The following is a 24,453-nucleotide window of genomic DNA, read 5'->3' as shown; positions in this document are numbered from 1 at the left end:
GGACCTCTGGAACAGCCTGCACGGCCCCGACGCATGGGATCAGAACCCTTGGGTGGTAGCTGTCAGCTTCACCGTTCACCGTTGCAATATCGACCAGATGGAGGCCGCACATGGCTGATCGCGGCGACTACGAAGGGGACGAAGCGGGCCGCTGCGGCTGCGGGTCTCGCAACATGGTGATGGCAAGCGGCGGAAAGCACGCGGGCTGCATGGACTGTGGGCGCATTCAAGAACCCGAAACACGCGACTGGCCTGAGGCCCGCATGTGCGATAACTGCGCTTTCCGCAAGGGATCACCAGAGCGTGCCGACCCCTTCCGCTGGGCTGAGGTGTCGGAGACCATCACATCCGGCCAGTATTTCCACTGTCACAAAGGACTGCCCGCAAAGCTGGACGCCGACAGCTTGTCGGTATCAATCAGCCCGCCCGATCCGACGCAAGGCCGCGTCACCGTCTGCGCGGGGTGGCTGGCGGCGCGTATAGCTCACTGCAAGAAGATCAAGGCAGCGGAATGACAGTCTATGTCGACGACATGCAAGCCCCGTTTGGCCGCATGAAAATGTGCCACATGATCGCGGACAGCACCGACGAGCTGCTGGCGATGGCTGATCGCATCGGTGTCGCCAGGCGGTGGATACAGCACGCCGGTACGACCCGGGAACACTTCGACATCGCAATGACCAAGCGGGCGCTGGCTGTGCGGCACGGTGCCGTAGAGGTCACGCGGTTGGAGTTGGGCCGGATCATTTTGGCGAGGCGCGCGAAGCCAGCAGAGGTGCAGCGATGACCCAGAACCGCAGCAGCGCCGTAATGCAGCAGCGTAGTGAACCGCACAACAGTCTGGACGACTTCCCTACCCCACCGTGGGCCACGCGGGCGCTGTGTGAGCTTCTGATCGCCCAAGGCTACATACTGCGCACATCCAAGGCTCGGGAACCTGCCGCCAACCGAGGCCATATGGTCCTGCCCCTGACTGAATATTTTGGCGCGGTCGAGGCATCCGACATCCATGACTATGGCGCCGGATTCCCGCAATCCGACTACCTGTTCGGCCCGGATCAGGATCCGACCGACTGGACGATCACGAACCCGCCCTTCCGGCTGGCCGAGCAGTTCATTTCCCGCGCCTTGCGCACCAGCACCAAGGGCGTCGCAGTGATAGTTCGCAGCGCGTTTCTGGAAGGCGTCGGGCGCAATGATCTGCTTTTCAGCGTCACACCGCCCACGGACATCCTGCAATTCACCGAGCGCGTGGTGATGCACAAAGGAAAGCTCAGCGCCAAGGGCAGCACCGCGACCTCATATTGCTGGTTGGTATGGCAAGGACCCATCGGCAACACCCGCTTTCACTGGATACCGCCCTGTCGCAAACGCCTTGAACGTTCGAGGATTACCAATGACCGCCCGCGCCTGACCCCGAACACGTCGCAGATCGCTGGGAATGCAGCGCTGAGACGGTGCGCAATATGTGCAGGCGGGGGAGTTGCCACACTTTCGCGTCGGGCGCATGATACGGCTGCGGCCAGAGCATGTGGAGCTTATGAATGCGCGACTACAGAATCGGACGTCTCAATGGGCGTTTCGTCGTCACATGGCACGAGTGGCCAGCGGCGGCGCTTCCGTCTTAACGCCACAACAGCGCGCGAAGCTGAGGCCGAAGCCCGCCAGGTAATCATAGAGGCCAGCGCCCCGGCGGGCGCAGCAACCGTTGCCGAGATTTGGGAATTGTACCGATCTGACCGCAAGGGCCGGTCATTGCCGAATCGATGCGCCACACCGGAAAGGCGATATTGCCCGCATTCGGCACTTCCTTCCGGATCAGATCACATCGCAGGATTGCCGCAACCAGATCGACGCATGGCGGTGGACGGCAAGCATGACGGGACAATCTGGACGCGCATGAACCATCTGCGGATTGTGCTGAGCTGGGCGCAGAAAATGCGGGTCATCGAACGCGCGCCCTACAGTCGAGCGCCCGAACAGCCCGCCCCGCGCGATCGATACCTTTCACAGGCAGAAGCTGACCGCTTGATCGACGCCGAGGCCGGGCCGCACGTCAAGCTGGCAATCATCCTGATGCTGACCACCGCCGCGCGGGTAACTGCCGCGCTGGAATTAACGTGGGATCGGGTGGACTTCGAGCGCGGGCAAGTCAGACTGGCCACAGGCGAAGGACGCAAGAAAGGCCGGGCTACGTGCCGATGAACAACACCTGCGCGCAGCACTTGAATCCGCGCGCATGGCCGCGCTGTCGGATCACGTAATCGAATGGGGAGGAAAGCCCGTCAAATCCATCAAGCGCGGCTTTGCCAGCGCCGTGAAGAATGCGAAGCTGTCGGATGTGTCTCCGCACGTGCTGCGCCACACCGCCGCCGTTAGAATGGCCGAGGCGGGCAGGCCCATGTCGGAGATTGCGCAGTACCTTGGCCACACCAACACGGCCACGACCGAGAAGACCTACGCCCGATATTCCCCAGAACACCTGCGCACCGCCGCCGATTCCTTGGAGTTCACGCGGCTCAAAATCGTGCGCTGAGGTCCATTGAACCAAAGGGCAATGTACCAAATTGCGGCTAAGTCATTGATTTTATTGGTGCACCCAGCAGGATTCGAACCTGCGACCTCTGCCTTCGGAGAACAGCGATCTGTCGCCTTTTCCGAGGAGAGTGTCCGACTTGCCGGTGTGATTTCCAACCTCAACCAGTATTCCGTGGCATTATTGGTGGCCCGCGCTGCAGATGATCTTCCAGCGTCTGTCGTGCTACCAGAACTCGACGGGCGCACATCCTCAGTCCGTGACGCTCAATCCTCCACGATCATCTCTGTAATCGAAGCCCTCGATCAACGCAGCCGGACGCTAGGACAAGCAGCCGCTCAGGTATTGGAAATGGAACCGCCGCAGGAGACGGCCTACAACCCCATTTCGAGTGCAGATGCGGTTATTCGGTATGCGGGAAATTTTGTACCGTCATGGGCGGGCGCGATTGCAATCGATCTCTTACCGGGGATCTTGGTATTCATGCTCGCTGTCACCCAAGCGGCTATCCGCAATGGCCGTGATGGCCTGAGCATCGAAGAGACGCTTACGCTTGCCGATCTCAAGGCTGCAATCAACGCGATGAAAGATGTCGAAGCTTCGATGGGGGATGCGGATTCTGAAATCATTCGCCGGATGCGGAATGATCCGCCGCCCAGCAAAGACCAAAACACTACGACGGAATGATCATTGCAAAATTTCAAGGATAAGATTAGCGATTTGACGATTGGCCGGGGTCTGAAGATTATCCTTTTTCTGCAGGTCGTTGTCGCCCTGTTTCTGATTGTGACGGACGTTGCAGCCCGGTGGCACTTCAACCAGATGTTCGACGGATCAGAGCCTACTTCGCCTGTCGCGCCCGGAGATCAGGTACGCAGATACGACCCGACACGACCGACACCACAGTTTTCGAACCCCGGGACGAGGCCAGACATAGACCTGCCTGAAGATCTGCCGCCTCGCCTCGAGTTCATGATAGAACAGGATCCAGAGCTTGGCACGCTGCTTGTCATGAACGGAGCGATTGAAGCCGGGGATGCCGGACGGCTCGCTGCTTATTTAGCGGACCTCGACAGCATGCCGGACGCCATCGCCATTAACAGTCCCGGCGGCATTGTGGATGAAGCGTTGGCGATCGGACAACTGATCCGTACCCGTGAACTCGACACCCGCATCTTACCGGGTATGGGATGTTTTTCTTCTTGCCCATATGTCTTGGCCGGAGGCGTAGAACGGCACGTTTCACTCTCGGGCGCTGTTGGTCTCCATCAGCATTACTATGAAACACCAGGCTACATGCCAGTGTTTTTTGCTGTTGAGAACATCCAGCGCGGCCAAGGGGCGACAATGGGCTTCTTGATCGAGATGGGGATCGACCCCGGAATCATGATCCACAGCTTGAGAACGCCACCAAATGACATCTATGTTCTCGTCGAAAGCGAGCTGCTCGAAAGCAGAATTGCGACGACCGTAACCGAGTAATCACGCAGCACCCGCATCATGTGAGGTAAGGGGGTCTTTCCGTTGTGGGCTCTTTCCTACCTGACCTTGAGCCAGCATCCAAGCCCCGTGCACCTCCAAAGCATCCAATCAACGCCCCGCCTGCCACTGCATGCATAAAGCCCCACGCCCATGACCTACGCCAGCATCGAAGCCTCACCCGCCGACGGCCGCCCGTATTTCCTATACCAGTTTGTCGAAGGGGAGCAGGTCTGGCGCTTCACCAGCCGGGCTGAGGCCTGGACCAGCGCGGGCGGTGGTGGTGAGACAATCACCTGGGAGCCCACCGCTGTGGCGCATGGCGATGTGGTGCAGACGAGCGAGATCGAGCGGGGACGGCTGGAACTGACATGGCCATTGTCGCATCCCTTCGCGCGGCGGTTCCTTGCACCCATGGGCAATGCGCCAGTGACGCTGACGATATTTCGCGGCCACGAGCAGGTGCTGGACGAGACCGTTGCGCACTGGAAGGGCCGCGTGGTGGGCGCGGAGGTTGAGGGCGCGCGGATATTGCTGAGCTGCGAGTCGGTGTTCAGCACGCTGCGCCGCACGGGCGTGCGCGCGAAGTATCAGCGGCTGTGTCGTCACGCGCTTTACGGGCGCGGCTGCGGGTTGGACATCGCGCTGCACTGGCAAAGCGGTTCGCTGACGGCCGTCGCGGGCAACGCAGTCACGATCCCCGAGGTCGCGCAACACCCCGATGGCTGGTATCGCGGCGGCGTCCTGCGCTGCGGGCCCGCGCTGGGCTTCATCACCGGACACGCAGGGCATATGCTCACCCTGTCGCGGCCGATGCCGGAACTGGCAGTCTCGCTGGCCGATCCAGAGACTGACCCAGTCACCGGCGATCCGCTGCCTGTCCATGTCGACATCGCGCCGGGCTGCGATCTGCGCGCTGCGACCTGTGCGGCCAAGTTCGGCAATCTTCTGAACTTCGGCGGCTTTCCCGAGATCCCCGGCCGCAATCCGCTGGGCGGCGGCTCCATCGTCTGACGCGCCCGCACGGCGCCACTCTGCAAACGGCACATCCCCATGGTCTGGACCTTCATTGCGCGCCTTGTCCTCGGACTGGTGCTCTCAGCGATCTCCTATGCGCTGAGCCCCCGCCCCAAAACCGAGAAGCCGCAGGCCGCCGGGCTCGATGATTTCTCACTGCCAACGGCCGAGGAAGGCCGCCCGATCCCGGTCATCTTCGGCACCGTGCTGATCACCGGCCCCAATGTGGTCTGGACCGGCGACCTGCGGGTCGATCCCATCAAGAAGAAAGGCGGCAAAAAATGACCCGCGTGACACTCCAGGACCTGCGCGCGGCACGCTATTGCCGCGCGGGCGTGCGGCCGTGGTTCCAACGCCACGGGTTTGACTGGCAGGACTTCCTGACCAACGGCATCGATGCTGATCGGCTGCGCGCCACCGGAGATGCGCTGGTGGAACCGGTGATCCGGGAGGCCGAGACGCGGGAACACACCCATGGGCGGTAGCAAATCACAGACCGTCGGGTTTCGCTATGCGCTGGGCATGCAACTGGCACTGTGTCACGGGCCGGTCGATGCCATCCGCGAGATCCTGGTTGATCGCCGCACCGCATGGTCGGTGACCACCGGCGGCGGCGTCTCCGGCGGAGGTGCGGCGGTAGAGGTCCGCATCGGTGTCGTGGCGGGCATGGCAGCCACTGCCGCGCTGGCGGGCGATACCGGGGCCACGATCACCTTTCCGGGGACGCGCGCAGGCGTGCGCATTGGCCGGGACTATTGGCTCAGACTGGCCAATGGCGCGCGCTCAAGCGTGACTTTGCAATCGGTGGCCTTCAATGCCGTGAGCGGTATCACGACCTGGACCGTTCAACCTGACGCGCTGAGCTTCTCCGCGCAGACAATCGAGGTGTTCGAGGCGACGCAAAGCGCCAGCACCATCGGCGCCGGTGGCGGACGTATCCGCATTGATGCCCCCGACCTCTTTGGCGGCGAGAGCCGCGAGGGCGGCATCGTCGGCGATGTCGATGTGATGATGGGCGGGCCGGGTCAGGGGCAAAACGACTATCTCGCCGCGCAGATGAATGGCGCGGTGCCCGGCTATCGCGGGCTGTGCAGCCTCGTGCTGCGGCAAGTTTATCTGGGGGTCAATCCGTATCTCAAGCCATGGGCCGTGCGGGTTACCCGCGTACTGACCGGTGAAGCGGGTGCGGCGCAATGGTATCCGTCCACCGCCCCGATTGTACCCGAGGCCAATATCTCGGATGCCGCAATCTATATCGCGCTTGATGTGTCGGGCTCGATGACCGGCGCCCGCATGGCCGCGCAAAAGGCCGGTGTCGCAGCCCTGATCCGCGAGATCAGCGCAGGCGTCGATACTGAACGGCCCAATGACATGGCAATCGTGCTGTGGAACGCGGGCGTTGCGGAATCGATTGAAGTGCGCAACATGGGGCCCGATGATTATGCAGCGCTTGAGGCCTGGATGCTGGCGCTGCCCGACAGCACCGCAGGCGGCACCAGTTTTGACGCCGCTTTCGCGCAGGCGGGTGCCTTCTTTGCCGGAGCGGGGTCCAGGCGCCGGATCATCATCTTCGTGACCGATGGCGCCCCTGAACCGGCATCCTCTGTCGATGCCGCCCTGACGGTCATCCAGTCCCTGCCGCCTGCGGACATCTTTGGCTTCAACATCGCACTGGCCGACACCACGCATACCGCGCGTATCGACAACACCCCCGTCGACGGCGTGCCCGTCATTCCACCGGGGGATAGTGGCGCGCTGGTGGCCTCGCTGCGCGGGGCGTTTGGCAACGGGCCCGATATGAACCCCGCGCATATCATCCGTGAATGCCTGACCAACCGCGACTGGGGGCTGGGCTATGCATCGGTGGAGATCGGGGACAGTTTCACCGCGGCGGCCGACACGCTTTACGTCGAGGGCTTTGGCCTGTCGCTGATCTGGCAGCAGGACAGCTCGATTGAGGAATTCATCGGCGGTGTGCTGGACCATATCGACGCCACGCTCTTCATCGACCGCCGTACCGGGCTCTGGGAGCTGAGGCTGATCCGCGCGGATTATGTGGCGGCAACCCTGCCGCTTTTCGATGAGACCAATGTGGTGGACTGGGGCCGTCTGGGGCGGCGCGCGCCATCTGATCTGGTAAACGCCGTCACGGTACGCTTCACCGACGCATGGAGCGATGAGACGGGGGCTGTCTCTGTGACCGACACAGCCCGGGTGCAGACCATGGGCGAGGTGATCGCCACCACGCTCGATTACCCCGGCATCCGCTATCAGGGGCTGGCGGTGCGCGTGGCCGAGCGCGATCTGCGCGCGCTGTCCGTGCCACTGCTGAGCGGCGAGATCATCGTGAACCGCGAAGGCGCCAACCTCGGGCCCGGCGATGTGATCCGGCTGCGCTCAGCGCGGCTGGGGTTGGAGGATGTGGTGATGCGCATCTCCGAGATCGCGCAGGGCGATGGGCGCGACAATGGCATCCGGCTAAAGCTGGCCGAGGATGTCTTTGCCCTTGGTGCCACCGCGATTGCGGGCGGGCGCATGCCGGGCGGCTCGGGCGTGGCCGCACCGCCCCGCGCGCTGGCCCGCCGCATGGTGGCGGAAGCCCCCTACTGGCTGCTGGTGCGCGAGTTGGGGCACGCGGAGGCTGATCGCATCCTGTCGGACGATCCCGACGCGGGCGCGCTGGTGGCAACGGGCGAGCGGCCGAGCGGCGACGCGCTGGCGGCAGAACTCTGGGTTGATCCCGGTACGGGTCCAGCGGAGGCTGGCGTGGTGGGCTTTGCGCCCACGGCGGTGCTCGCCACCGATGTGTCTGATGATCCCGAGAAACGGGTCATCCCGCTCATCGGCTGGCGCGATATCGGTGAGGTTGGCATTGGTACGCTGGCCAGCATCGGTGGCGAACTGGTGCGCATCGACGGGATCACGCAAGCAGCAATCACCATGGGTCGGGGCTGTCTCGATACCGTGCCCCGCGCCCATGGAGCAGGCACGCCGGTGATCTTTTTTGACGACGCTGCACGGATATCTGAGGAGGCCTGGGCGGCGGGCGAGACGCTGGGGGTCCGGCTGCTGCCCCAGACCGGGCGCGGCACGCTGGCCTTCGCGCTGGCCCCTGAAGACAGCATCACGCTGGACCGCCGCGCCATCCGCCCCCTGCCGCCCGGGCGCGTGCAGGGCAACGCCAGCTATGCGCCGGATGTCGATGCGCTGGTGATGGGTGATCTGGTACTCACATGGGCGCATCGTGACCGGCTGACCCAGACAAGTCCGGTGATCACGGATTACACCGGGGCCTCAATCGGCCCGGAGCCCGGCGTCAGTTACATCGTGGAAATACGCTGGGTCGACCCCGACAACGGCGCGGCACTCATGCCGCCCGGAATCGTCATCGACGCGGGAAGCGGCACAAGCTGGACGCTGGCGCCCGGGGCCATCGATGAGAGTAGCGCGCCGGATCGCACGGCCGAAATCGATGTCGCTGTCCGGTCGCGTCGGCTGGTCGGAGGCATATGGCTCTCAGACCAGGAAGCACGCCGGTACCGTCTGACCGCCCCCTTCGCGGCCGGGTGGGATCGCGGCTGGGGCTTTGGCTGGGGCAGCTGATCGCGGCTCGGGTAAAGCGCGCAATATCTCCCTGGCCAGCGTGCGCTCAATAGGATCGCTGCTCAAGGCAAGGAACACGGCACAAGCGTGACGCAAATCAGCGTCACTGCCGACAGTGCGCATCATGCTTTCTACAGCGCACAGTAAAGACGAACGTTGGCGCGGGTCATGATCAATTTCCATGGGCTCACATCTCAGCGCATCTACCTCACCGTCGAAGCCTGACGTGCGCAATCTCCTAATGCAACGTCGGTGGCCGCGGCGTTTGCGCTGCTCGATGTGCAGATGCTTATCGCAAGTGATGGTGGTTTTCCGACCAAGAGGGCCCTTGGCTATTTCCAATTCCCGGCCATCAGAGATTCTATATGCCCAACACCGAACGTTTGACGACCTGCGAGCGGAAGTAACAAAACCAACGAGGGTTCTTGTCACATGGTCCCTTTTATCCCAACGGAGCGAAGCCATTGTAATAAATCTGGGAGAAAATTCACGAAGTGACAGTAAACCACTATGGATTTGCACAATAGGGTTATACTAAAAACTCAGCCACGATCTTCTATTTGATCAGTATCACCCTGGTAATTGAAAAGTTTGATCCAAACAAATGGCAATAAAACGAACCAAATAAGAAGTAATGAAATTGCAGTAAAAACCCTGGCGGGGCTGGAGTCAGAAATGTCCACATAAGAATCGAACCAAACCATAAGTGTGACAAATAAACCAGTTGCCGTTATTGCCAAAAAGATAGCTGCCAGAGAGGAACCGATGAACGCACCAACCGAAAATGCTGGCGCAGCGGGTTTGTCTACGCCTTCTTTGGAAGGTCTATTTTCCTGCTGAGCGCTAGCAGCAGCCTCTCTTTCAGTTCTTTCGCGAGTTGCATTGGCTATGGCGATTTCATCTTTCAATCGCCTAACTCTATGACGAATGTAGGCAGATCTCAGCTCAGCTCCATCATTGGCACATTTCGCCATTGCTCGCGCTTTAGACGCTGTATCAAATTGTCCATTTTCAATTTCTTCCCAAACAATTCGGTAGATTTCGTCTTCAATCAGACGCCCTTCCATTCCCTGAACCCGTTCAATTATTTGCTGAAGGTTCATCGGCCTGTTCACTTCTTATCAGTTTACTTGGCATTGCCAGCTTCAAACATGGGTCAGAACTGCGCGCCAGTCAATCACGGCAATCGAGTTCAAAAATCGATGCTGGCCCGTAGAGGAGTGTAAACACGACCCTCACAACCATCAACACCATGATTTATACGGTAAATGCCATGGTTACGACAGGGAAATCAGCCGGTTACTTGCGGAATGCGGGCTCAGGTCAACGACCAGAACATCAACGACCTAATCAAATCCCGGCTGTGTAAGCGATGACTATCGAACCGGGATCAGCAATCATCACGACACACGAGGACAGACATGGCAGAACGGATCATGCCCGGGCTGGGGCTGCGCGCCTTCTACGACACCGGCCAGCGCGACTGGGGCACCAGCGTCAGCGAAGACCTGCGCACGCTCTCCGCGCTGGTGCAGGCCCGCGCACTATCACGCGGCACCGCGCTGCCTGCGAGCGGCAACGCAGGCGATATCCGCATCGTACCCGCAGGCGCACCCGCCAACGCAGGTGCCATCGCCATCTGGGATGCGACCGATGGCGTCCCCGCATGGGTCTACCTCACCCCACAGCCGGACTGGGAGGTCTGGATTACGGATGAAGCCCGCCGGGTGCGTTTCAGCGGCGAAGCATGGGTGGCCATTCCGCGCCCGGGCATCGTGCCCATCCGCATTCTGGGCGGCGCGTCCCATACGCTGGAACTGATCGACACCGGCAGTATTATTGAGACCACCGGCAGCTCCCCCACAACCCTCATCATCCCCGATGGGGCGACAACCCCCTTTGAGATCGGGACGCTGATCAACATCAACCAGGTCGGTGCCGGAGTGGCGTCTGTGGCAGCCGGGCCGGGCGTATCTCTCAACGGCGTCACTGGTGGCGCGGTGGCGATCGCGGCGCAATGGTCAGGCGTCGCCCTGACCAAGCGCGGGGCGGACGCCTGGGTCATCCAGGGCGCACTGGCAGGATCCGTCACATGAGCCTCCTGATGATGCGTGCGGCCATCCTCGCGCAAGGCGGGGCGGTCGATGTACCTCCACCCCCCGATGGGATCGGCGACGTCTGGGCGCTTGACGCAACACGCCGCCCTGCAGGCTATACGCTTTCCGATGACAATCAGACCGCCATCAACACATCGGGCGGCAACAACTACCTGCGCTGGGTGCCAACCGAACGCGCGATCCTGCCCTCCGATGCGCGACGCTATTGGGAGGTTATTTGCGCCGCCAGCGGATCGACGAGCTTCGATGGCTACATGGGCGTGATCTCCGCCGCGCAGCGCGAGGAATACAACGCGGGCCTCAATCCCATCACCCGCGGCTCCATTGGCTGGCGCGGCAATGGCACAATCTGGTCATCCGACGAGACCACCGGCGTACAGCGCGTCACGGGCTTGCCGGGCTACGGGGCGGGCGACACGCTGATGTTCGTGTTTGATCCCGCTGGCGCCCGCCTCTGGATTGGCAAGAACGGAATCTGGATCACGGATCCGATCAGCGATCCGCCGGTCTGGTCCGCAGGCGCGAGCCCTGCTTTCTATCCCCATGTTCAGGGCCGTGGTGCAGGCGACGGCGGCACCCTTCGCTCTCTACCCGCGCAGTTCAGCTATCCGACCCCACCCGGCGTGCCCCCATTGGGCATGCTCGATCCGGATCTGCGGATATTTCAAAGCCACGCGTTCCTCGAGATCGGCTGGGACCGGGGCCTCAGCGTCGCCGAGCTGGAGCTGTGGCGCGATCTGGGCGGGGCCACCAACCTCACACTGGGCGATGCCGCCCTCTATATCGAAATGGAAATACCATGAGTTACGTTCTTCACTTGGGTCACCAACCCATCGACATCGCGGGCATCGCCGGGCTGATCAGCACCGCTCCCGACGGGTTTGATGCCACGCTCGACGTCAACGCGATCCGCTATTCGGGGTTCAACACCTATTCCGCGCCATTCTCCCTGTCGGTACCAGAGCCCACCGGCGACCTGTGGCTGGGGTTTCGCTACGTCCCGCCCAATGGGGATGCCAACAGCATCAACCGCAGTGAAGCGAACTTTCTGGAGTTCTATGACGCAGGCAATGCGATGATCGCCCAGATCAAACCGATCACGACAACCAACCGCTATCACGCCATTGCCCATGGTGATACCAGCGTGCAGGGCAGTTCCAGCTACAGCGCGGCCAACGGTCAGGCCCAGTGGATCAATATACGCATCGCGCTCGATGCCGGGATCACCATCGAGTTCTACCTCGAGGGAGTGCTGCAAACCGCAGCGACCGCGGCCAATACCGCAGGCAAGGGCAAGCCGCGCCACATCGTCTTTGCCAATACCGCGCTGCACGGCGTCTCGGCAACCCGTGTGTGGTATTATGCCCATGTCGCGGTGCTTGACGGGGTCTCGACCATCGGACGACGTTTTGTGCGCCGCACCCCAGGCGCCGTTGCAAGTTTCAACGAAATGGCGGGCAGCGTCGACGCGCTGCGTGACGCCAGCGTTGCCACCCGGGTGAGCAGTACGGCGGCTGGCCAGCGCATGTCCTTCTCGTTGAGCGGCCCCGCCGGGCCCGCCGCCACCTCGGCCATCGCGGGCGTGCATCTCAAGCAGATCAGCCAGGCGGGGGCCGTCGGACCCGATGCGACCGCCGGGTTCCTGCGCATGGACGGGGTGAACCATGACGCCCCCGCAGTCACTGTGCCAATGCTTGCGCCACCCGCCGTCACCGTGCACCCCCCGGAGCGATCCGCACCACTTATCCCACCCTGCACTCACTGCCCTACCCATCCCTGCCGCCTCCCGGGCGGCGGGTCGTTCCCCTTTATGCCAAGCCCCTCATGGAGAACCCGATGTCTGACCCCATCCGTACCTTCCGTCATTTCCGCGACGTACCCGATACCCTCTGGCGCTGGTCGAACTTCTCGCCCGCCGAGATCGCGTGTCGCGGCACCAGCCAACTCAAGCTGCACCCCGAAGCGCTCGACAAGCTGCAGGCACTGCGTGACCGGCTGGGCAAGCCGCTAAACATCCGCTCGGCCTACCGCTCGCCTCAGCACAACCGCGCCGTCGGCGGCGCTCCGCGCTCCAAACACATGGAGGGCACGGCCTTTGACATCGTCATGTCAAACCATGATCCGGCGACGTTCGAGGCCGCCGCCCGCGCAGTTGGCTTCCTTGGGTTCGGCTTCTACCCGCGCTCAGGCTTCATCCATGTTGATCTGGGCCCCGCGCGTACGTGGGGTGAACGGTTCCCCGCACGGGCTACCGCCTTCGCCATCGAGACGCCCACTGTCCGCGAGGTTCTGGCGCAAAGCCGGACGCTGAAAGGGACCGGGGCCGCAGGTGTCGCAACGCTCGGTGCGGCCGGGGTTGAAGTGGCGCAAGAGGTCCTGGCTGAAGCGCAGGGCGCTATCTTGCCACTGGTGCCCTATCTCGACACCCTGCGCTGGGTGTTCGTCGCGCTGGCGCTGGCCGGGATTGCCGTCGCCGTCTGGGCGCGCGTCGATGACTGGCGCAAGGGGCGGCGCTGATGTGGGGTACTTTGCTGGCCGGGCTCATGGCCCGGCCGTGGGCGCGGCGGCTGGCGGCATTCGCTCTCGCCGCGCTCACCATTACCCTCTTCTTTCTCAACCTGCGCCGATTAGGCGAGCGCGCTGGTCGTGCCGCTGAACGCATGCATCATTTGGAGCGCACCCATGCAATTCAACGCCAGATGCTGGATGCCGCCAGCCGCCGCCCTCGCAACCGTGATGGGCTTGTTGGGCGGTTGCGCCGCGGTGGGTTCTGATGGTCTGCACGGCGCGTGTCCGCCGGTGGTGGCCTATACCCGGGCCGAGCAGGCGCGCGTGGCAGATGAGATCGCGGCGCTGCCGGAGGGCGCGGTGATCGCGGAATGGATGGCCGATTATGCGGTGATGCGCGATCAGGTGCGGGCGTGCAGGTGAATAACGGACCGGGGCCCACGGAACAGGCGGTGCAAACTTGCCGATGTGGCCGCCGCTTTCGACATGCCCGGCCGAGGCTGTGTGAAAACCCCCAGATATGGTATGCTTCCTACGATACGGGAGTGCATTTATGTCGGGTTTCATTGAAGGTGTTGATCGCGATCAGGTGACGCTGTTTCCGGATCGACTTGAGGACTGGATTGACGACGATCATCTGGTCCGGGTGGTGGATCTGTTTGTTGAACAGCTTAATCTGGCGGGCCTTGGCTTTGTGCGCGCGGCGCATGCGCGGACAGGGCGACCGGGATACCATCCGGCCATTCTTCTGAAGCTGTTCATCTATGGCTACCTCAACCGGATCCGTCCAGCCGCAGGTTGGAGCGTGAGGCCGGGCGCAATGTCGAGGTGATGTGGCTGCTCGGGCGATTGGTGCCGGATCACAAGACGATTGCGGATTTCCGACGCGATAACGGTGCTGCTATCCGCAAGACCTGCGCGCAATTCGTCGAGCTGTGCCGCCGGATCGGCACGCTGAAGGGCGAATGCGTGGTGATCGATGGAAGCAAGTTCAAGGCTGTCAACAACCGCGACAAGAACTTCACCAAGGGCAAGATCGCCAGCCGTCTCGCGCATCTGGAGGCCGATGTCGAGCGCTATATCACCGAGATGGTGCGCATAGACCGGCAGGAGAAAGGCGAGGTGCGGGCGGAGAAGGTCACGCATCTGGCGCATCGATACGGGCGGCTCAAGCAGGAAATCGAGAAACTGAATGCCATGGACAAGGCCCTGGCCGATGCGCCGGACGGCCAGATTTCCCTGACTGATCCCGATGCCCGAGCGATGGCCACCAGCGCGCGTAACAGCGGGCTGGTGGGCTATAATGCGCAATGCGCAGTGGACACTGAAACCCACATCATCGTCACCCATGAAGTCACCAACAAGGGGTTCGACCGTGACCAGCTCAGCCCGATGGCGATGGCGGCCAAGGATACGCTTGGGCGCGACACGCTGCATGCCCTGGCCGACAAGGGCTATTACAGCGGTGTCGAGATTGCCGCCTGCGACAAGGCGGGCATTACGGTGACCATGCCGCGTCCGGAGACCTCGGGCAATCGCAAGAAGGGCATGTATGTGAAGGCTGACTTCAAATATGACGCCGACCGCGACGTCTATGTTTGCCCGACAGGCGATGAGCTGACCTACCGCTACACCCGCGATGAAGACGGGCTTCAGGTCCGACGATACTGGACCAACGAATGCCAGAACTGCCCCGTGAAATCACGCTGCACCACGGGCACGGAGCGCCGGGTCACCCGCTGGGAATACGAGCATCTGGTGGACGAGATGCGCGACCGTCTGCGCAGCGCCGATGATCCGATGACCCTGCGCCGCAGCACGGTCGAGCATCCTTTCGGGACGATCAAGGCCTGGATGGGCACCACCCATTTCCTGATGCGCCGTCTGAAAAACGTGCGCACCGAGATGGCGCTGAACGTGCTGGCCTACAACATCAAGCGCATGGTCGCATTGGTCGGGATCAAGGGGCTCATGGCGGCGATGCCCGCCTGAAAGAGGGGAAATCACTCCCCAAAACCGGTCAAACTGCCCTCATTGGCGCGATATCCGCGCCACCGGCGGGTTGCATGAACCCAAGCAAGCCAAAATGCCTGCTGCAAACCCATCACATCGCAAACTGCTCTGGGCGCGAGAGTTTCCACACAGCCTCGGCCCACAGCTGCCGTTCATCACTTCTCTGAATGCTGCAGCGCGGCCCGCCGAACCGGCCGTTCGCTGCATTTGCGAGCCCCGGAAGCGATCTGAGGTCGCCTGTGCGGGACTAAGCGGTGATTCGCCTTGAAAGGAATCTTCTTTCCTGTCAGCATTGATATATGATGAAATTCGTAGTCCTAGGCTGTTTATCGGTCTTGCTCTTCGGGCTTCTGGCGCTGCCGCAAAGAAGCTATGATAGACTGTTTTGGCCAAGCTCTGCCCACGACAGGATAGAAGGGATGGCTTCGATACTTCGAAGAATCGAAGGACCTGCAAGATGGTGTTACCCATCGCAAAATCCACTCAATCTGATCCGTGATGGCATTGAAATGCGCGAACAATTCAAACAATGCATTGCAAACATCTCACCAGTAAGCGAGTTTCAAGAAATCCATAAGAACTATTATATCAGGCGCTTCTATAGAGCGCATGATGAGGACAGGTTTTGCGAAGTGACCTGGAGTGCCCCCACTGAAGTGGTCCACCAACTGGGATAGTATTATCCCATTTCAGGAGGACCAGAGATGGCAGGAAAGCGAGACAACCCCGAAGAGATCGTGCTGAAGCTGCGGCAGGTTGAAGTGCTGCAAGGGCAAGGACGTTCGATTGCTGATGCCGTTCGACAGATCGGCGTGACACAACCGACCTATTATCGATGGCGCAAAGAGTATGGTGGCATGAGTCGAGATCAGCTCAAACGGCTGAAGGAGCTGGAGACTGAGAATACCCGGCTTAGGCGTGCCGTGTCGGATCTGACGCTGGACAAGGTGATCCTGACCGAGGCTGCACGGGGAAACTTTTAAGCCCTTCCCGCCGCCGTCGATGTATCGACCATGTGCGGCAGACTCTCAGCTTATCAGAGCGCCGGGTTTGTCGCAATTGGGTCAGCATCGCTCGACACAGCGCAAGGTGCCTCTCGGCCTGCGGACGAAGAACGGCTGACCGATGACATCATCGCACTGACAGAAGAGTTCGGACGCTATGGATATCGCATGATTACCGGAATGCTGAACAACAGCGGCTGGCATGTAAATCACAAGCGCGTCGAACGGATCTGGCGGCGGGAGGGGCTGAAAGTCCCGCAAAAACAACCCAAGAAGGGTCGGCTCTGGCTGAACGATGGGTCGTGTGTTCGGCTGCGACCGGAGCGTCCGAACCATGTCTGGTCCTATGACTTCGTCCAGGATCGAACCCATGACGGGCGGATCTTCCGCACGCTCAACATCATCGACGAGTTCACGAAGGAGGCTCTGGTGATCCGTGTCAAACGCAAGCTCAATTCCGTCGACGTGGTCGACGCCTTGACTGACCTGTTCATCCTGCGCGGTCCGCCGGAATACATAAGGTCAGACAATGGCGCAGAATTCATCGCCAAGAAGGTGCGCGCCTGGATCGGCGCGGTGGGTGCCAAAACTGCCTTCATTGCGCCTGGATCGCCATGGGAAAACGGCTACTGCGAGAGCTTCAACGCCCGATTTCGGGACGAGTTGCTGAACGGCGAGGTCTTCTCATCGCTGCGCGAGGCCCAAATCCTGATCGAGCGATGGCGTCGCCATTACAACACCGTCAGACCACACAGCGCTCTGGGATACCGTCCACCAGCGCCCAAAAGCATCGTCCCAATAGACCAAAGGCCAACCATGCACTAACATTCAAACTGGACCACTCGTTGGGGGCAGACCACGCCCACCAAAGAACGAGGCCGCCAATCCGTAAACCCGGCTGATTACCGGACCCGCCAGAGTGGGGAATTTTACTTCGGCACTTTTGGGGAAAGTTCAAACGGCGTTGACACCGGCCGATTTGCCTTTGCGGACGCGGCCTTCAAGGCCACGATGGACCTTGGCCGCGAGGTCTCTGAGAAAGACAGCTGAGACAGCACCGCTGAACCCGATATGCATCTCGCTGATCTCGCCTTGCGAACTGGTGACGATCCGGATGCCGCGATACTGCAATTGTTTGTAGAAATACGAGGTATCTTCCTGATCGCGGCTGATGCGGTCGAGGCTTTCTGCGACAACAACATCGAAAAGGCCAAGGCGCGCGTCAGTCAGCAGGCGCTGGTAGCCCGGGCGTTCCCGCGATGCGCCGGAAATCGCCGCATCGGCGTAATCATGGACCACGACCCAACCGTGCGTATCAGCTAGGCGGTGGCAGAGGCGCTGCTGGTCTTCGATCGATGCGGCGGACTGCATCTCGCTTGAATATCGTGCGTAGGTTGCGACACGCAAAGGCTGGCTGGGCATGTTACTAGTCCTCACTGTCGTTTGCGCGTTGCGCGGCGACATCGGCCTTGGCTGTCTGCCGTGCGAGGAGCCGCACGATCTCGACAAGGCAAGGATGCGGGGCAGAGCGATTCTTGGCAAGCGGCAGGTTGGAGCTCGCATCCACGGGCACGGGCGCTGCGGACAGCGCCTCTTGCTTGCGAACATGACTTCTCCGGTCCCGTGCCATTGGCCGAGTTCTCCTGCCCGATCCTGCACAGGGCGGGATGGGTCATATTGATCTGATCTGTGCCGGAATTCTGTCCGACGGTGCTGCAATCAATATAAGTCATGATCGGTCCATTCATTGAGTCGAAAACCGGAGGAGAAAAGCGGGAATGTCGCAATATTGTGGATAACCCCACAAACGCGAAAAACTATTTCCATTCTTTTGCGGGGTGATCGCTGCAATCCTGCTTCAGGCAGAAAACTGAAAGAGCAAAACCCTATAGAAAGAGAGTTCTCCATATTTTGCCCCAGTATCAGGTATTGCAACTCCGCCAGTCTCTGAATTGCCAAAAAGAATTCCGCAAATGACCACCAATCGGGCCGTCATTGCAGCGGGTTTGCCTTTAACGAAATGACAAACCCGCTCCAGATTATCGTTGATCGGTTGTCAGGGCGCGGTCACCGCTCTGCTCGGGACGTGAGGGCGCGAGGTTTTCTAGCCATGGGCGCAGGTCTTCGGTATCCATTTCCCGGACGGCCAGAAGATGGTCAGCCAGATGCTCCAGCAGATCGCGATGCGGGGCGAGAAGCTGCTGCGCCCGGCGTTCGAATTGATCGAGTTTGACACGGGCGCGATCACGTTCTGCCGAAGTGATGCGCTTCATGTCCACGGGTCCAAGCCAGGCATTGCCGTTTGCCCCGAGCCCGAACTCTCGGTCGAATTGCAACTGAAGCCTCGTCGCCAAGGCGAGATCACTTTCCTCGCTGCCGCCTGCTCCTGCGCTGACCGAGGCGAGGATCGCGCGTTCGGCGGCGCGGCCGGCCAGGATGATCGTCAGTTCATACTCGAACTCGGGCACAGTGCCTTGGCGGATCGCAGACGCGCGGAATGTGAAACCGCCGTTTGCCGAGAGCTGGAGGCGACGGAGGGAATGTCCCGCTCGATGTTGAAAAGCGCGACGGGGGACGCTGCTGATTTCAGGGTTACGCGGCATCTGCCACCTGGTCAACGGCGTCTTCGGGTTTGGAGCGATGCTTCTCCAGTGCTGCCTTGAGGACGGGCAATTGCTTGTGGGCCTTGAGGCGACGAAAGCCCTTGGCGGCCTCGAGCATGCCCGCAGCGGTCCAGCGCAGCGCCATTTTCGCGTCGCGCCAGCGCTTCACGTTCCGGCAGACCTGTCTGATCACCGCGTTCATAGACTCGACGATGTTTGTCGAAGCCAGTGAGCGGCGCAGTTCGGGCGGCAGGCGAGGCGGGTCACGGTGAGGATCTCGTCGAGGCCTCGAGGATGCTCTTCGACACGCCGGGCGCCTCGAGTTCGAGGCGGCGCGCGAGGGTGCGCAGAAGACGTTCGGCCTTGTCGGCATCATCGAGCTCCCAGGCCTGGCGCAGGGCGCGGCGGACAGCGGCGTGAAGCTTGGGATTGAGTCGCTCGGTGATGTTGCGAGCCTTGTGGACCTGGCAGCGCTGGATCGGAATGCGCGCCAAAGGTCCGGCGGATCGCCTTGGTCAGGGCCTTGGCGCCATCTACGATGAACAGCCGACAGACTGCGGGTTCGAGCCACGCTCGATCAGGTTGTCCACAACGCCTGCACGGTCGCAGCGTTCTCCGTCGCGCCTTCGACCACGCCCAGCGGGTGTTTCCCCGTCGGCATCGATCCCGATCGCGCCCAGCATCAGCAGGTTGTCCCCATGTGCAGACATCGATCTGGATCACAGCAGGTCGAGCGCAGACAGATCAGAGGCCATCCATGCGTCATGCGCGCCTGTGGTCAGCGCCTTGAACCGCCGTGAGACTGCGGATTTACAGCCCGATCCCGCCTCGGACGGCACCCCGGCCTCGGGCAGCGCACGGCGCGGCCGACTTTGCGCGTGGCGACATTCATCAGCATCAGCTCATCGCCATTGCTCCAGCCAGCGGCCTGCGCAGCTTCCTGCCAGTTGGCAGCGAACAGCTCCTTGCGGTGGTTTTGATCGCACCCGCGGACGCTCCAGTTCCACCTTGCACCGTGAAAGCCCACCGGGCCCGCGTGCGGCCCAGCGTACCCTGCTTGTCGGCACTGCGCGCATGCGGGGCCCCGGCCAGCGCCGTCGCGTCCTCCTCCAGCATCTGCGTCAGGCTGGCGAGACCCGCGACCAGGCAGAACCGCTCGAAGCTCGCCCCGACCGCATCACGGGCCTCTTCGACTGCCGCCGTCAGCTCGGCCTTGCTGGCCAGGGCCAGCGGGGATGTGGTAGATGTTTTCATGGTGTTGCTCTCCATCTGGATTGAACACCCCGAGCCTACGGCTCAGGGAGAGCAACGCCACCCTTCAGATAACGAACTTCAACATCGGTCGGGACATTCCCGCGACGGATGGGAACGGCACCGAGTAGAGTGGCTACGACCGCATGGCCACATTCATGGATTGCGATGCGGCGGTTGTGCTCGGGTTTGGCATCCGGCCGTGCTGACAGCAACATCTGAGGCGTGAACGGCCGCGCCATCCGCCGCGCGCTCGACTTGGCTGCGCGGATGGTCGCGTCGATCGTCGCAGGCGTTTCGCCCGAGTACGCCCGGGCGAGCGTGTTGAGGTCGGCTTCTTGGGCGTCCGGCATTGCACGGGTCAGCATGTGCCGGATCTGGGGCTGTGTTGGGCGGCCAAGGTTGCAGTGCAGGTCAAATCGATCGCGCCTCAAGATCGCCGGGTCGAGGGCTTCGGGGTGGTTGGTTGCTCCGACCAGAATGACTCCTTCTGCACGCTGAAGCTGATCGATCTCGGAAAGGAACTGGTTGATGACCTGTCTGCGATAATTGGCTCCATGCTTGTCCGTGCCTTGCCGTGAACCGGCAGCGTCGACTTCGTCAATGAACAGGACGGATGGCTTTTGGCGGATGGCCTCGGCAAAGCTGTTGCGCATCTCGCGCAGCATGTCGCCCAGGTGCCCCGCGCTTTGCCAGGTCCCGAACGAGCTCTCGACGATGGGCACGCCTGCCGAGGCCGCGATAGCGCGTGCGATGACGGTCTTCCCGGTGCCGGGTTCACCCGAAAACAAGATCGAGTGAGACAGTTCGGTCCAGGGCGCGCCGTCGTGCTTCCAGGCCTGTTGATTGCCACTGAGAATTGACCCGGCAACCGCCAAAATTGTCACTGAGAATTGACCCATGTGCAACCTTTCCCCGGCTTGAACCAGCTGGGGGCATATGGAGTGATCGACATGGGATTTTTGAAGGTTATCAGGACATGGGCGCTGCGAGACAAGATGCCCATTCGCGAGATTGCGCGGCGCACAGGCATCGCGCGCAACACAATCAAGAAGTATTTGCGGGAGGGGATTGTTGAACCTGCGTTTCAGACGCCGGATCGTCCGAGCAAGCTGGATCCGTATGCCGCTCAGCTAGGATGGCTGGTTTCAGATCAGCGCAAGTCACGCAAAGAACGCCGAACGGCGAAGCTAATGCACGCCGATTTGGTGGAGCTGGGATATGAAGGTTCCTATGAGCGTGTTGCGGCCTTCGTGCGGGAATGGAAGGGCGAACGCAGCGTGCGTATCACACGACCGACCGGGGTGTCTTCGTGCCGCTTGTGTTCCGGGTGAAGCCTTTCAGTTTGATTGGAGCGAAGACTGGGCCTATGGGCGGTGAACGCATCAAGCTGCAAGTTGCCCATATCAAGCTGTCGCACAGCCGCGCCTTCCTTGTGCGAGCCTATCTTCTGCAAACGCATGAGATGCTGTTCGACGCTCATTGGCATGCCTTTCGCGTCTTCGAAGGCGTGCCCGGTCGCGGCATCTACGACAATATGAAGACCGCCGTCGACAAGGTCAGACTTGGCAAGAAGCGCGATGTGAATGCGCGGTTCACGGCGATGACCAGCCATTATGTCTTTGATCCCGAGTTCTGTAACCCGGCGGCGGGCTGGAGAAGGGACAGGTCGAGAAGAATGTGCGCGATGCGCGTCACCGCATGTGGCAGCTGATGCCAGCCTTTCCGGACCTGGGCGCGCTGAATGACTGGCTGGAAGAGCGCTGCAAACTGCTGTGGACTGAGACGGCCCATGGCAGGTTGCCTGGAAGCATTGCCGATGTGTGGGAAGCTGAGAAGCCTGCGCAGATGCCGCTCCCCATAATGTTCGATGGCTTTGTCGAGGAAAGAAAGCGCGTCTCGCCGACCTGCCTGATCAACTTTGATCGCACCCGCTATTCTGTGCCCGCCAGCTTTGCAAACCGCCCCGTCAGCCTGCGCATTTACCCTGAGCGGCTGGTGGTCGTCGCCGAGGGGCATGTGATTTGCACGCATGAGCGCATCATCGACCGGTCGCACCGCCAGCCGGGGCGCGTGATCTATGACTGGCGCCACTATCTGGCAGTCGTTCAGCGCAAGCCCGGAGCGTTGCGCAATGGTGCCCCTTCGTGGAAATGCCCGAGCCCTTCCGCATGTTACAGGCGAAGATACTGCGCCAGCCCGGCGGGGACCGCGAAATGGTCGATATCTTGTCACTTGTCTTGCACCATGATGAGCAAGCCGTGCTGTGCGCCGTGGAATTGGCACTGGAGGCAGGCGTGCCGACCAAAACCCATGTGCTGAACCTGCTCCACAGGCTGCTGGATGGCAAACCGACCGACCAGCCGGATGTGAACCCTCCAGCGGCCTTGTCGCTGAGCAGGAGCCGAGGCCAATGTCGCGCGCTATGATGGGCTGCGCACTCAGAAAGGAACTCGTCATGCGTCATGACCCTGCGGGTGCTGCGCTGATCATCATGTTGCGCAGCCTTAAAATGCCGGGCATGGCGCAGGCTGTCCAGGATCTGCATGAGCAAGGGTCGCCCGCATTCGAGGCTGCCATGCCGATCCTGTCGCAGCTGCTCAAGGCCGAAATGGCCGAGCGCGAGGTGCGGTCTATCGCGTATCATATGAAAGCCGCCCGCTTTCCGGCCTACAAGGACTTGTCCGCCTTCGACTTCGCGGCCAGTGAAATGCGTGAAGCTCTGGTCCGCCAGCTCCATCGATGCGAATTCCTGGATGGGGCTGAGAATGTGGTCCTGATCGGCGGGCCGGCACAGGGAAATCCCATGTTGCGACAGCCCTCGGCATTCAGGCCATCGAGCATCACCGCAAGCGTGCGCTTCTTCTCAACGTCGAATTGGTCAACGCCCTGGAACAGGAAAAAGCCCAGGGCAAGGCCGGAAAGATCGCAGAGGCGCTGGTGAAAACTGATCTCGTGATCCTGGATGAGCTGGGATACCTCCCGTTCAGTGCCTCTGGCGGCGCCTTGCTCTTCCACCTCCTCAGCAAACTCTACGAGCGCACAAGCGTCATCATCACCACCAACCTGAGCTTCAGCGAATGGGCCAGTGTGTTTGGGGACGCTAAGATGACCACAGCGCTGCTCGATCGCCTCACCCACCGCTGCCACATTCTGGAGACCGGCAACGACAGCTACCGCTTCAAGGCCAGCTCAGAAACAGCGAAAAAGAAACGGAAGGAAACACCAGCATTGACGCCAACATGACACGCAGAACATAACAACTGGGTGGGTCAGATCTCGGTGACAATGCCGGGTCAATTCTCAGTGGCAATCAACATTCCAGGCCGTCAGGTCGGACACGAGGTCAGCCGCTGCGAGGTGTGCGGGGGCGTCGCCGCCGATCTGTTCAAGCGTCATGTCGGTCGTGACTTTGGCGGGCGGTGCGAGAAAGCCGGAGAGTGCTTTCGCTGCGGCTGCCGCAGTCGGCGCGCGCAGGGCGGCGAAGAGGCTCGGGATGTTGATATCTGCTAGCTCGGCGTTGCCGGGTAGCAACGGCCGCACCACAGACCGGTCGATCTTTCCGGTCGCGGAATGGGTTTGCGCGAGGAGCGCCAAAATGATCTCGCGGTCAACGGGGGCGAGCGGAATCGCGGACGGCAGCACCCGCAGCACATTTGCAGGCAGCGGTGCCTCGCCAGGGAGCAGAATCATCATTGGGTGCGGCAGCGGCAGCGCGGCGACGATCTCGTCCGCGGTGCGATGATAGGTCTGCTCCGTGATCTTGCGGCTTGCGCTCTCAAACGGGCGGATGAGTTGAAGGATGCCAGTGTTCTTGCTGTGCGGTGCGCGCAGTTGTGCAGCCCACTCGCCGGTCAGAAAGAGGCGCCCGATCGTGGTTGCCGCACCGGAAATCTGGTCCGGGTCGAAACCTTCGACAACGGTGACTGCGCAGCGGCGCAGGGACGTCAGGAATTCCCGCTCGCTGCCGAAGGTGGCGGCAAGCCGCAAGGTCATCAGGATCTTGCCGGGTTCGATGAACTGCGCGGGCCGGTCGGCACCGGTTTCGTCGAGCGCCCAGCCGTCGATTCCAGCCTCGCGCATTGCGTCGAGATCACGTGTGTCATGTCCCTGACTGCGCTCGAGCTCGTCGAGCAATTCGATGGCGGAAGGCTTCTGGCCGGTGGCAGGAGGCGTGATCACGTCGCTGTCGGCGTCGCTGTCGAGGTCGAACGGACTGTCGGCTTCGGCTTCGCGCAGGCGACGCATCAGCACGCGTGCATATGGTGCCCATGGCACGGTGTTAGAGGTCGTCATCATTTTGATGCCTCCTTGGCAGGGGA

23 protein-coding genes and 4 pseudogenes are annotated in these 24,453 nt (G+C 61.4%); 20 read left to right on the top strand and 7 right to left on the bottom strand.

The window, feature by feature from the left end; translation table 11 throughout:
• Window positions 1-110: 110 nt before the first annotated feature.
• From H9529_RS16750 to H9529_RS16705, 10 genes are all read left to right on the top strand, one after another.
• Entirely contained in the window at window positions 111-515 is a 405-nt protein-coding gene (locus H9529_RS16750; RefSeq protein ID WP_190305647.1) for a hypothetical protein, read from the top strand.
• Window positions 512-787, top strand: a complete 276-nt coding sequence (locus tag H9529_RS16745; RefSeq protein WP_092892534.1) for a DUF4031 domain-containing protein — start codon at window positions 512-514, stop codon at window positions 785-787. Before H9529_RS16750 ends, H9529_RS16745 begins: the two co-directional genes overlap by 4 nt.
• Entirely contained in the window at window positions 784-2,205 is a 1,422-nt protein-coding gene (locus H9529_RS20855; protein WP_223814226.1) for a site-specific integrase, read from the top strand. The genes H9529_RS16745 and H9529_RS20855 overlap by 4 nt, the downstream gene beginning before the upstream one ends.
• A gap of 34 nt (window positions 2,206-2,239) precedes the next feature.
• Window positions 2,240-2,536 (top strand): tyrosine-type recombinase/integrase, encoded by a 297-nt coding sequence (locus tag H9529_RS20850; RefSeq protein ID WP_223814225.1) that lies wholly within the window; start codon window positions 2,240-2,242, stop codon window positions 2,534-2,536.
• A 21-nt stretch (window positions 2,537-2,557) separates the two neighbouring features.
• A complete protein-coding gene (locus H9529_RS16730; RefSeq protein ID WP_176847333.1) occupies window positions 2,558-3,223 on the top strand; it encodes a hypothetical protein in 666 nt (221 codons plus the stop codon).
• Between the two features lie 3 nt (window positions 3,224-3,226).
• Window positions 3,227-4,018, top strand: a complete 792-nt coding sequence (locus H9529_RS16725; RefSeq protein ID WP_092892540.1) for a COG3904 family protein — start codon at window positions 3,227-3,229, stop codon at window positions 4,016-4,018.
• Window positions 4,019-4,168: 150 nt separating this feature from the next.
• On the top strand, window positions 4,169-5,029 hold the full coding sequence (locus tag H9529_RS16720) for a phage BR0599 family protein (protein ID WP_092892542.1): 861 nt from the start codon (window positions 4,169-4,171) through the stop codon (window positions 5,027-5,029).
• Between the two features lie 39 nt (window positions 5,030-5,068).
• The gene (locus tag H9529_RS16715; protein ID WP_092892544.1) at window positions 5,069-5,317 is read left to right on the top strand and encodes a hypothetical protein; all 249 of its coding nucleotides are present in this window, start codon (window positions 5,069-5,071) and stop codon (window positions 5,315-5,317) included.
• Entirely contained in the window at window positions 5,314-5,517 is a 204-nt protein-coding gene (locus tag H9529_RS16710) for a hypothetical protein (RefSeq protein ID WP_092892546.1), read from the top strand. The genes H9529_RS16715 and H9529_RS16710 overlap by 4 nt, the downstream gene beginning before the upstream one ends.
• Entirely contained in the window at window positions 5,507-8,635 is a 3,129-nt protein-coding gene (locus H9529_RS16705; RefSeq protein WP_092892548.1) for a phage tail protein, read from the top strand. Before H9529_RS16710 ends, H9529_RS16705 begins: the two co-directional genes overlap by 11 nt.
• Window positions 8,636-9,177: 542 nt before the next feature.
• On the opposite strand, the gene H9529_RS16700 is transcribed toward H9529_RS16705, so the two are convergent.
• On the bottom strand, window positions 9,178-9,738 hold the full coding sequence (locus H9529_RS16700; RefSeq protein ID WP_143033563.1) for a hypothetical protein: 561 nt from the start codon (window positions 9,736-9,738) through the stop codon (window positions 9,178-9,180).
• Window positions 9,739-10,056: 318 nt separating this feature from the next.
• Between H9529_RS16700 and H9529_RS16695 the strand changes: the two genes are divergently transcribed.
• The 8 genes and pseudogenes from H9529_RS16695 to H9529_RS16670 all read left to right on the top strand — a co-directional run bounded on the left by H9529_RS16695 (window position 10,057) and on the right by H9529_RS16670 (window position 17,102).
• Complete coding sequence (locus tag H9529_RS16695) at window positions 10,057-10,731, top strand: DUF2793 domain-containing protein (RefSeq protein ID WP_092892550.1); 675 nt, start codon at window positions 10,057-10,059, stop codon at window positions 10,729-10,731.
• Entirely contained in the window at window positions 10,728-11,555 is an 828-nt protein-coding gene (locus tag H9529_RS16690; RefSeq protein WP_092892552.1) for an SPRY domain-containing protein, read from the top strand. The genes H9529_RS16695 and H9529_RS16690 overlap by 4 nt, the downstream gene beginning before the upstream one ends.
• 1,033 nt (window positions 11,556-12,588) lie before the next feature.
• Window positions 12,589-13,269 (top strand): YcbK family protein, encoded by a 681-nt coding sequence (locus H9529_RS16685; protein ID WP_092892554.1) that lies wholly within the window; start codon window positions 12,589-12,591, stop codon window positions 13,267-13,269.
• Window positions 13,269-13,526, top strand: coding sequence for a hypothetical protein (locus H9529_RS20840; protein ID WP_092892556.1), 258 nt, complete (start codon window positions 13,269-13,271; stop codon window positions 13,524-13,526). Before H9529_RS16685 ends, H9529_RS20840 begins: the two co-directional genes overlap by 1 nt.
• Window positions 13,516-13,683, top strand: coding sequence for a hypothetical protein (locus H9529_RS16680; RefSeq protein WP_317889633.1), 168 nt, complete (start codon window positions 13,516-13,518; stop codon window positions 13,681-13,683). The genes H9529_RS20840 and H9529_RS16680 overlap by 11 nt, the downstream gene beginning before the upstream one ends.
• 130 nt (window positions 13,684-13,813) lie before the next feature.
• Window positions 13,814-15,252 (top strand): annotated as a pseudogene (locus H9529_RS16675) (IS1182 family transposase).
• A 725-nt stretch (window positions 15,253-15,977) separates the two neighbouring features.
• Window positions 15,978-16,256, top strand: coding sequence for a transposase (locus H9529_RS20835; RefSeq protein WP_143033537.1), 279 nt, complete (start codon window positions 15,978-15,980; stop codon window positions 16,254-16,256).
• Window positions 16,257-16,286: 30 nt separating this feature from the next.
• Window positions 16,287-17,102 carry an IS3 family transposase gene (locus tag H9529_RS16670; protein ID WP_223814223.1) on the top strand — a complete coding sequence of 272 codons (816 nt, stop codon included), beginning with the start codon at window positions 16,287-16,289 and terminating at the stop codon, window positions 17,100-17,102.
• A 129-nt stretch (window positions 17,103-17,231) separates the two neighbouring features.
• Here H9529_RS16670 and H9529_RS16665 read toward each other — a convergent pair whose 3' ends face one another.
• The 5 genes and pseudogenes from H9529_RS16665 to H9529_RS16645 form a co-directional block, all read right to left on the bottom strand.
• Window positions 17,232-17,684, bottom strand: coding sequence for a recombinase family protein (locus tag H9529_RS16665; protein ID WP_223814222.1), 453 nt, complete (start codon window positions 17,682-17,684; stop codon window positions 17,232-17,234).
• Between the two features lie 19 nt (window positions 17,685-17,703).
• Window positions 17,704-17,907 (bottom strand): hypothetical protein, encoded by a 204-nt coding sequence (locus tag H9529_RS16660; RefSeq protein WP_092893014.1) that lies wholly within the window; start codon window positions 17,905-17,907, stop codon window positions 17,704-17,706.
• Between the two features lie 409 nt (window positions 17,908-18,316).
• Complete coding sequence (locus tag H9529_RS16655) at window positions 18,317-18,745, bottom strand: hypothetical protein (RefSeq protein ID WP_092893012.1); 429 nt, start codon at window positions 18,743-18,745, stop codon at window positions 18,317-18,319.
• 124 nt (window positions 18,746-18,869) lie between these two features.
• Window positions 18,870-20,134: pseudogene (locus H9529_RS16650) on the bottom strand (IS256 family transposase).
• Window positions 20,135-20,169: 35 nt separating this feature from the next.
• Window positions 20,170-21,033 (bottom strand): AAA family ATPase, encoded by an 864-nt coding sequence (locus H9529_RS16645; protein WP_190305646.1) that lies wholly within the window; start codon window positions 21,031-21,033, stop codon window positions 20,170-20,172.
• A 51-nt stretch (window positions 21,034-21,084) separates the two neighbouring features.
• Between H9529_RS16645 and istA the strand changes: the two are divergent.
• Together istA and istB are read left to right on the top strand one after the other, a co-directional pair.
• Window positions 21,085-22,600 (top strand): annotated as a pseudogene (istA, locus tag H9529_RS16640) (IS21 family transposase).
• Window positions 22,545-23,377 (top strand): annotated as a pseudogene (istB, locus tag H9529_RS21365) (IS21-like element helper ATPase IstB). Before istA ends, istB begins: the two co-directional pseudogenes overlap by 56 nt.
• 57 nt (window positions 23,378-23,434) lie before the next feature.
• Here the strand turns inward: istB and H9529_RS16630 are convergent.
• On the bottom strand, window positions 23,435-24,430 hold the full coding sequence (locus tag H9529_RS16630) for a hypothetical protein (protein ID WP_092893038.1): 996 nt from the start codon (window positions 24,428-24,430) through the stop codon (window positions 23,435-23,437).
• Between the last annotated feature and the right edge of the window lie 23 nt (window positions 24,431-24,453).

It is taken from the genome of Roseicitreum antarcticum, assembly GCF_014681765.1.
Taxonomy (GTDB): domain Bacteria; phylum Pseudomonadota; class Alphaproteobacteria; order Rhodobacterales; family Rhodobacteraceae; genus Roseicitreum; species Roseicitreum antarcticum.
This window is presented reverse-complemented; position numbering and strand designations above follow the sequence as displayed.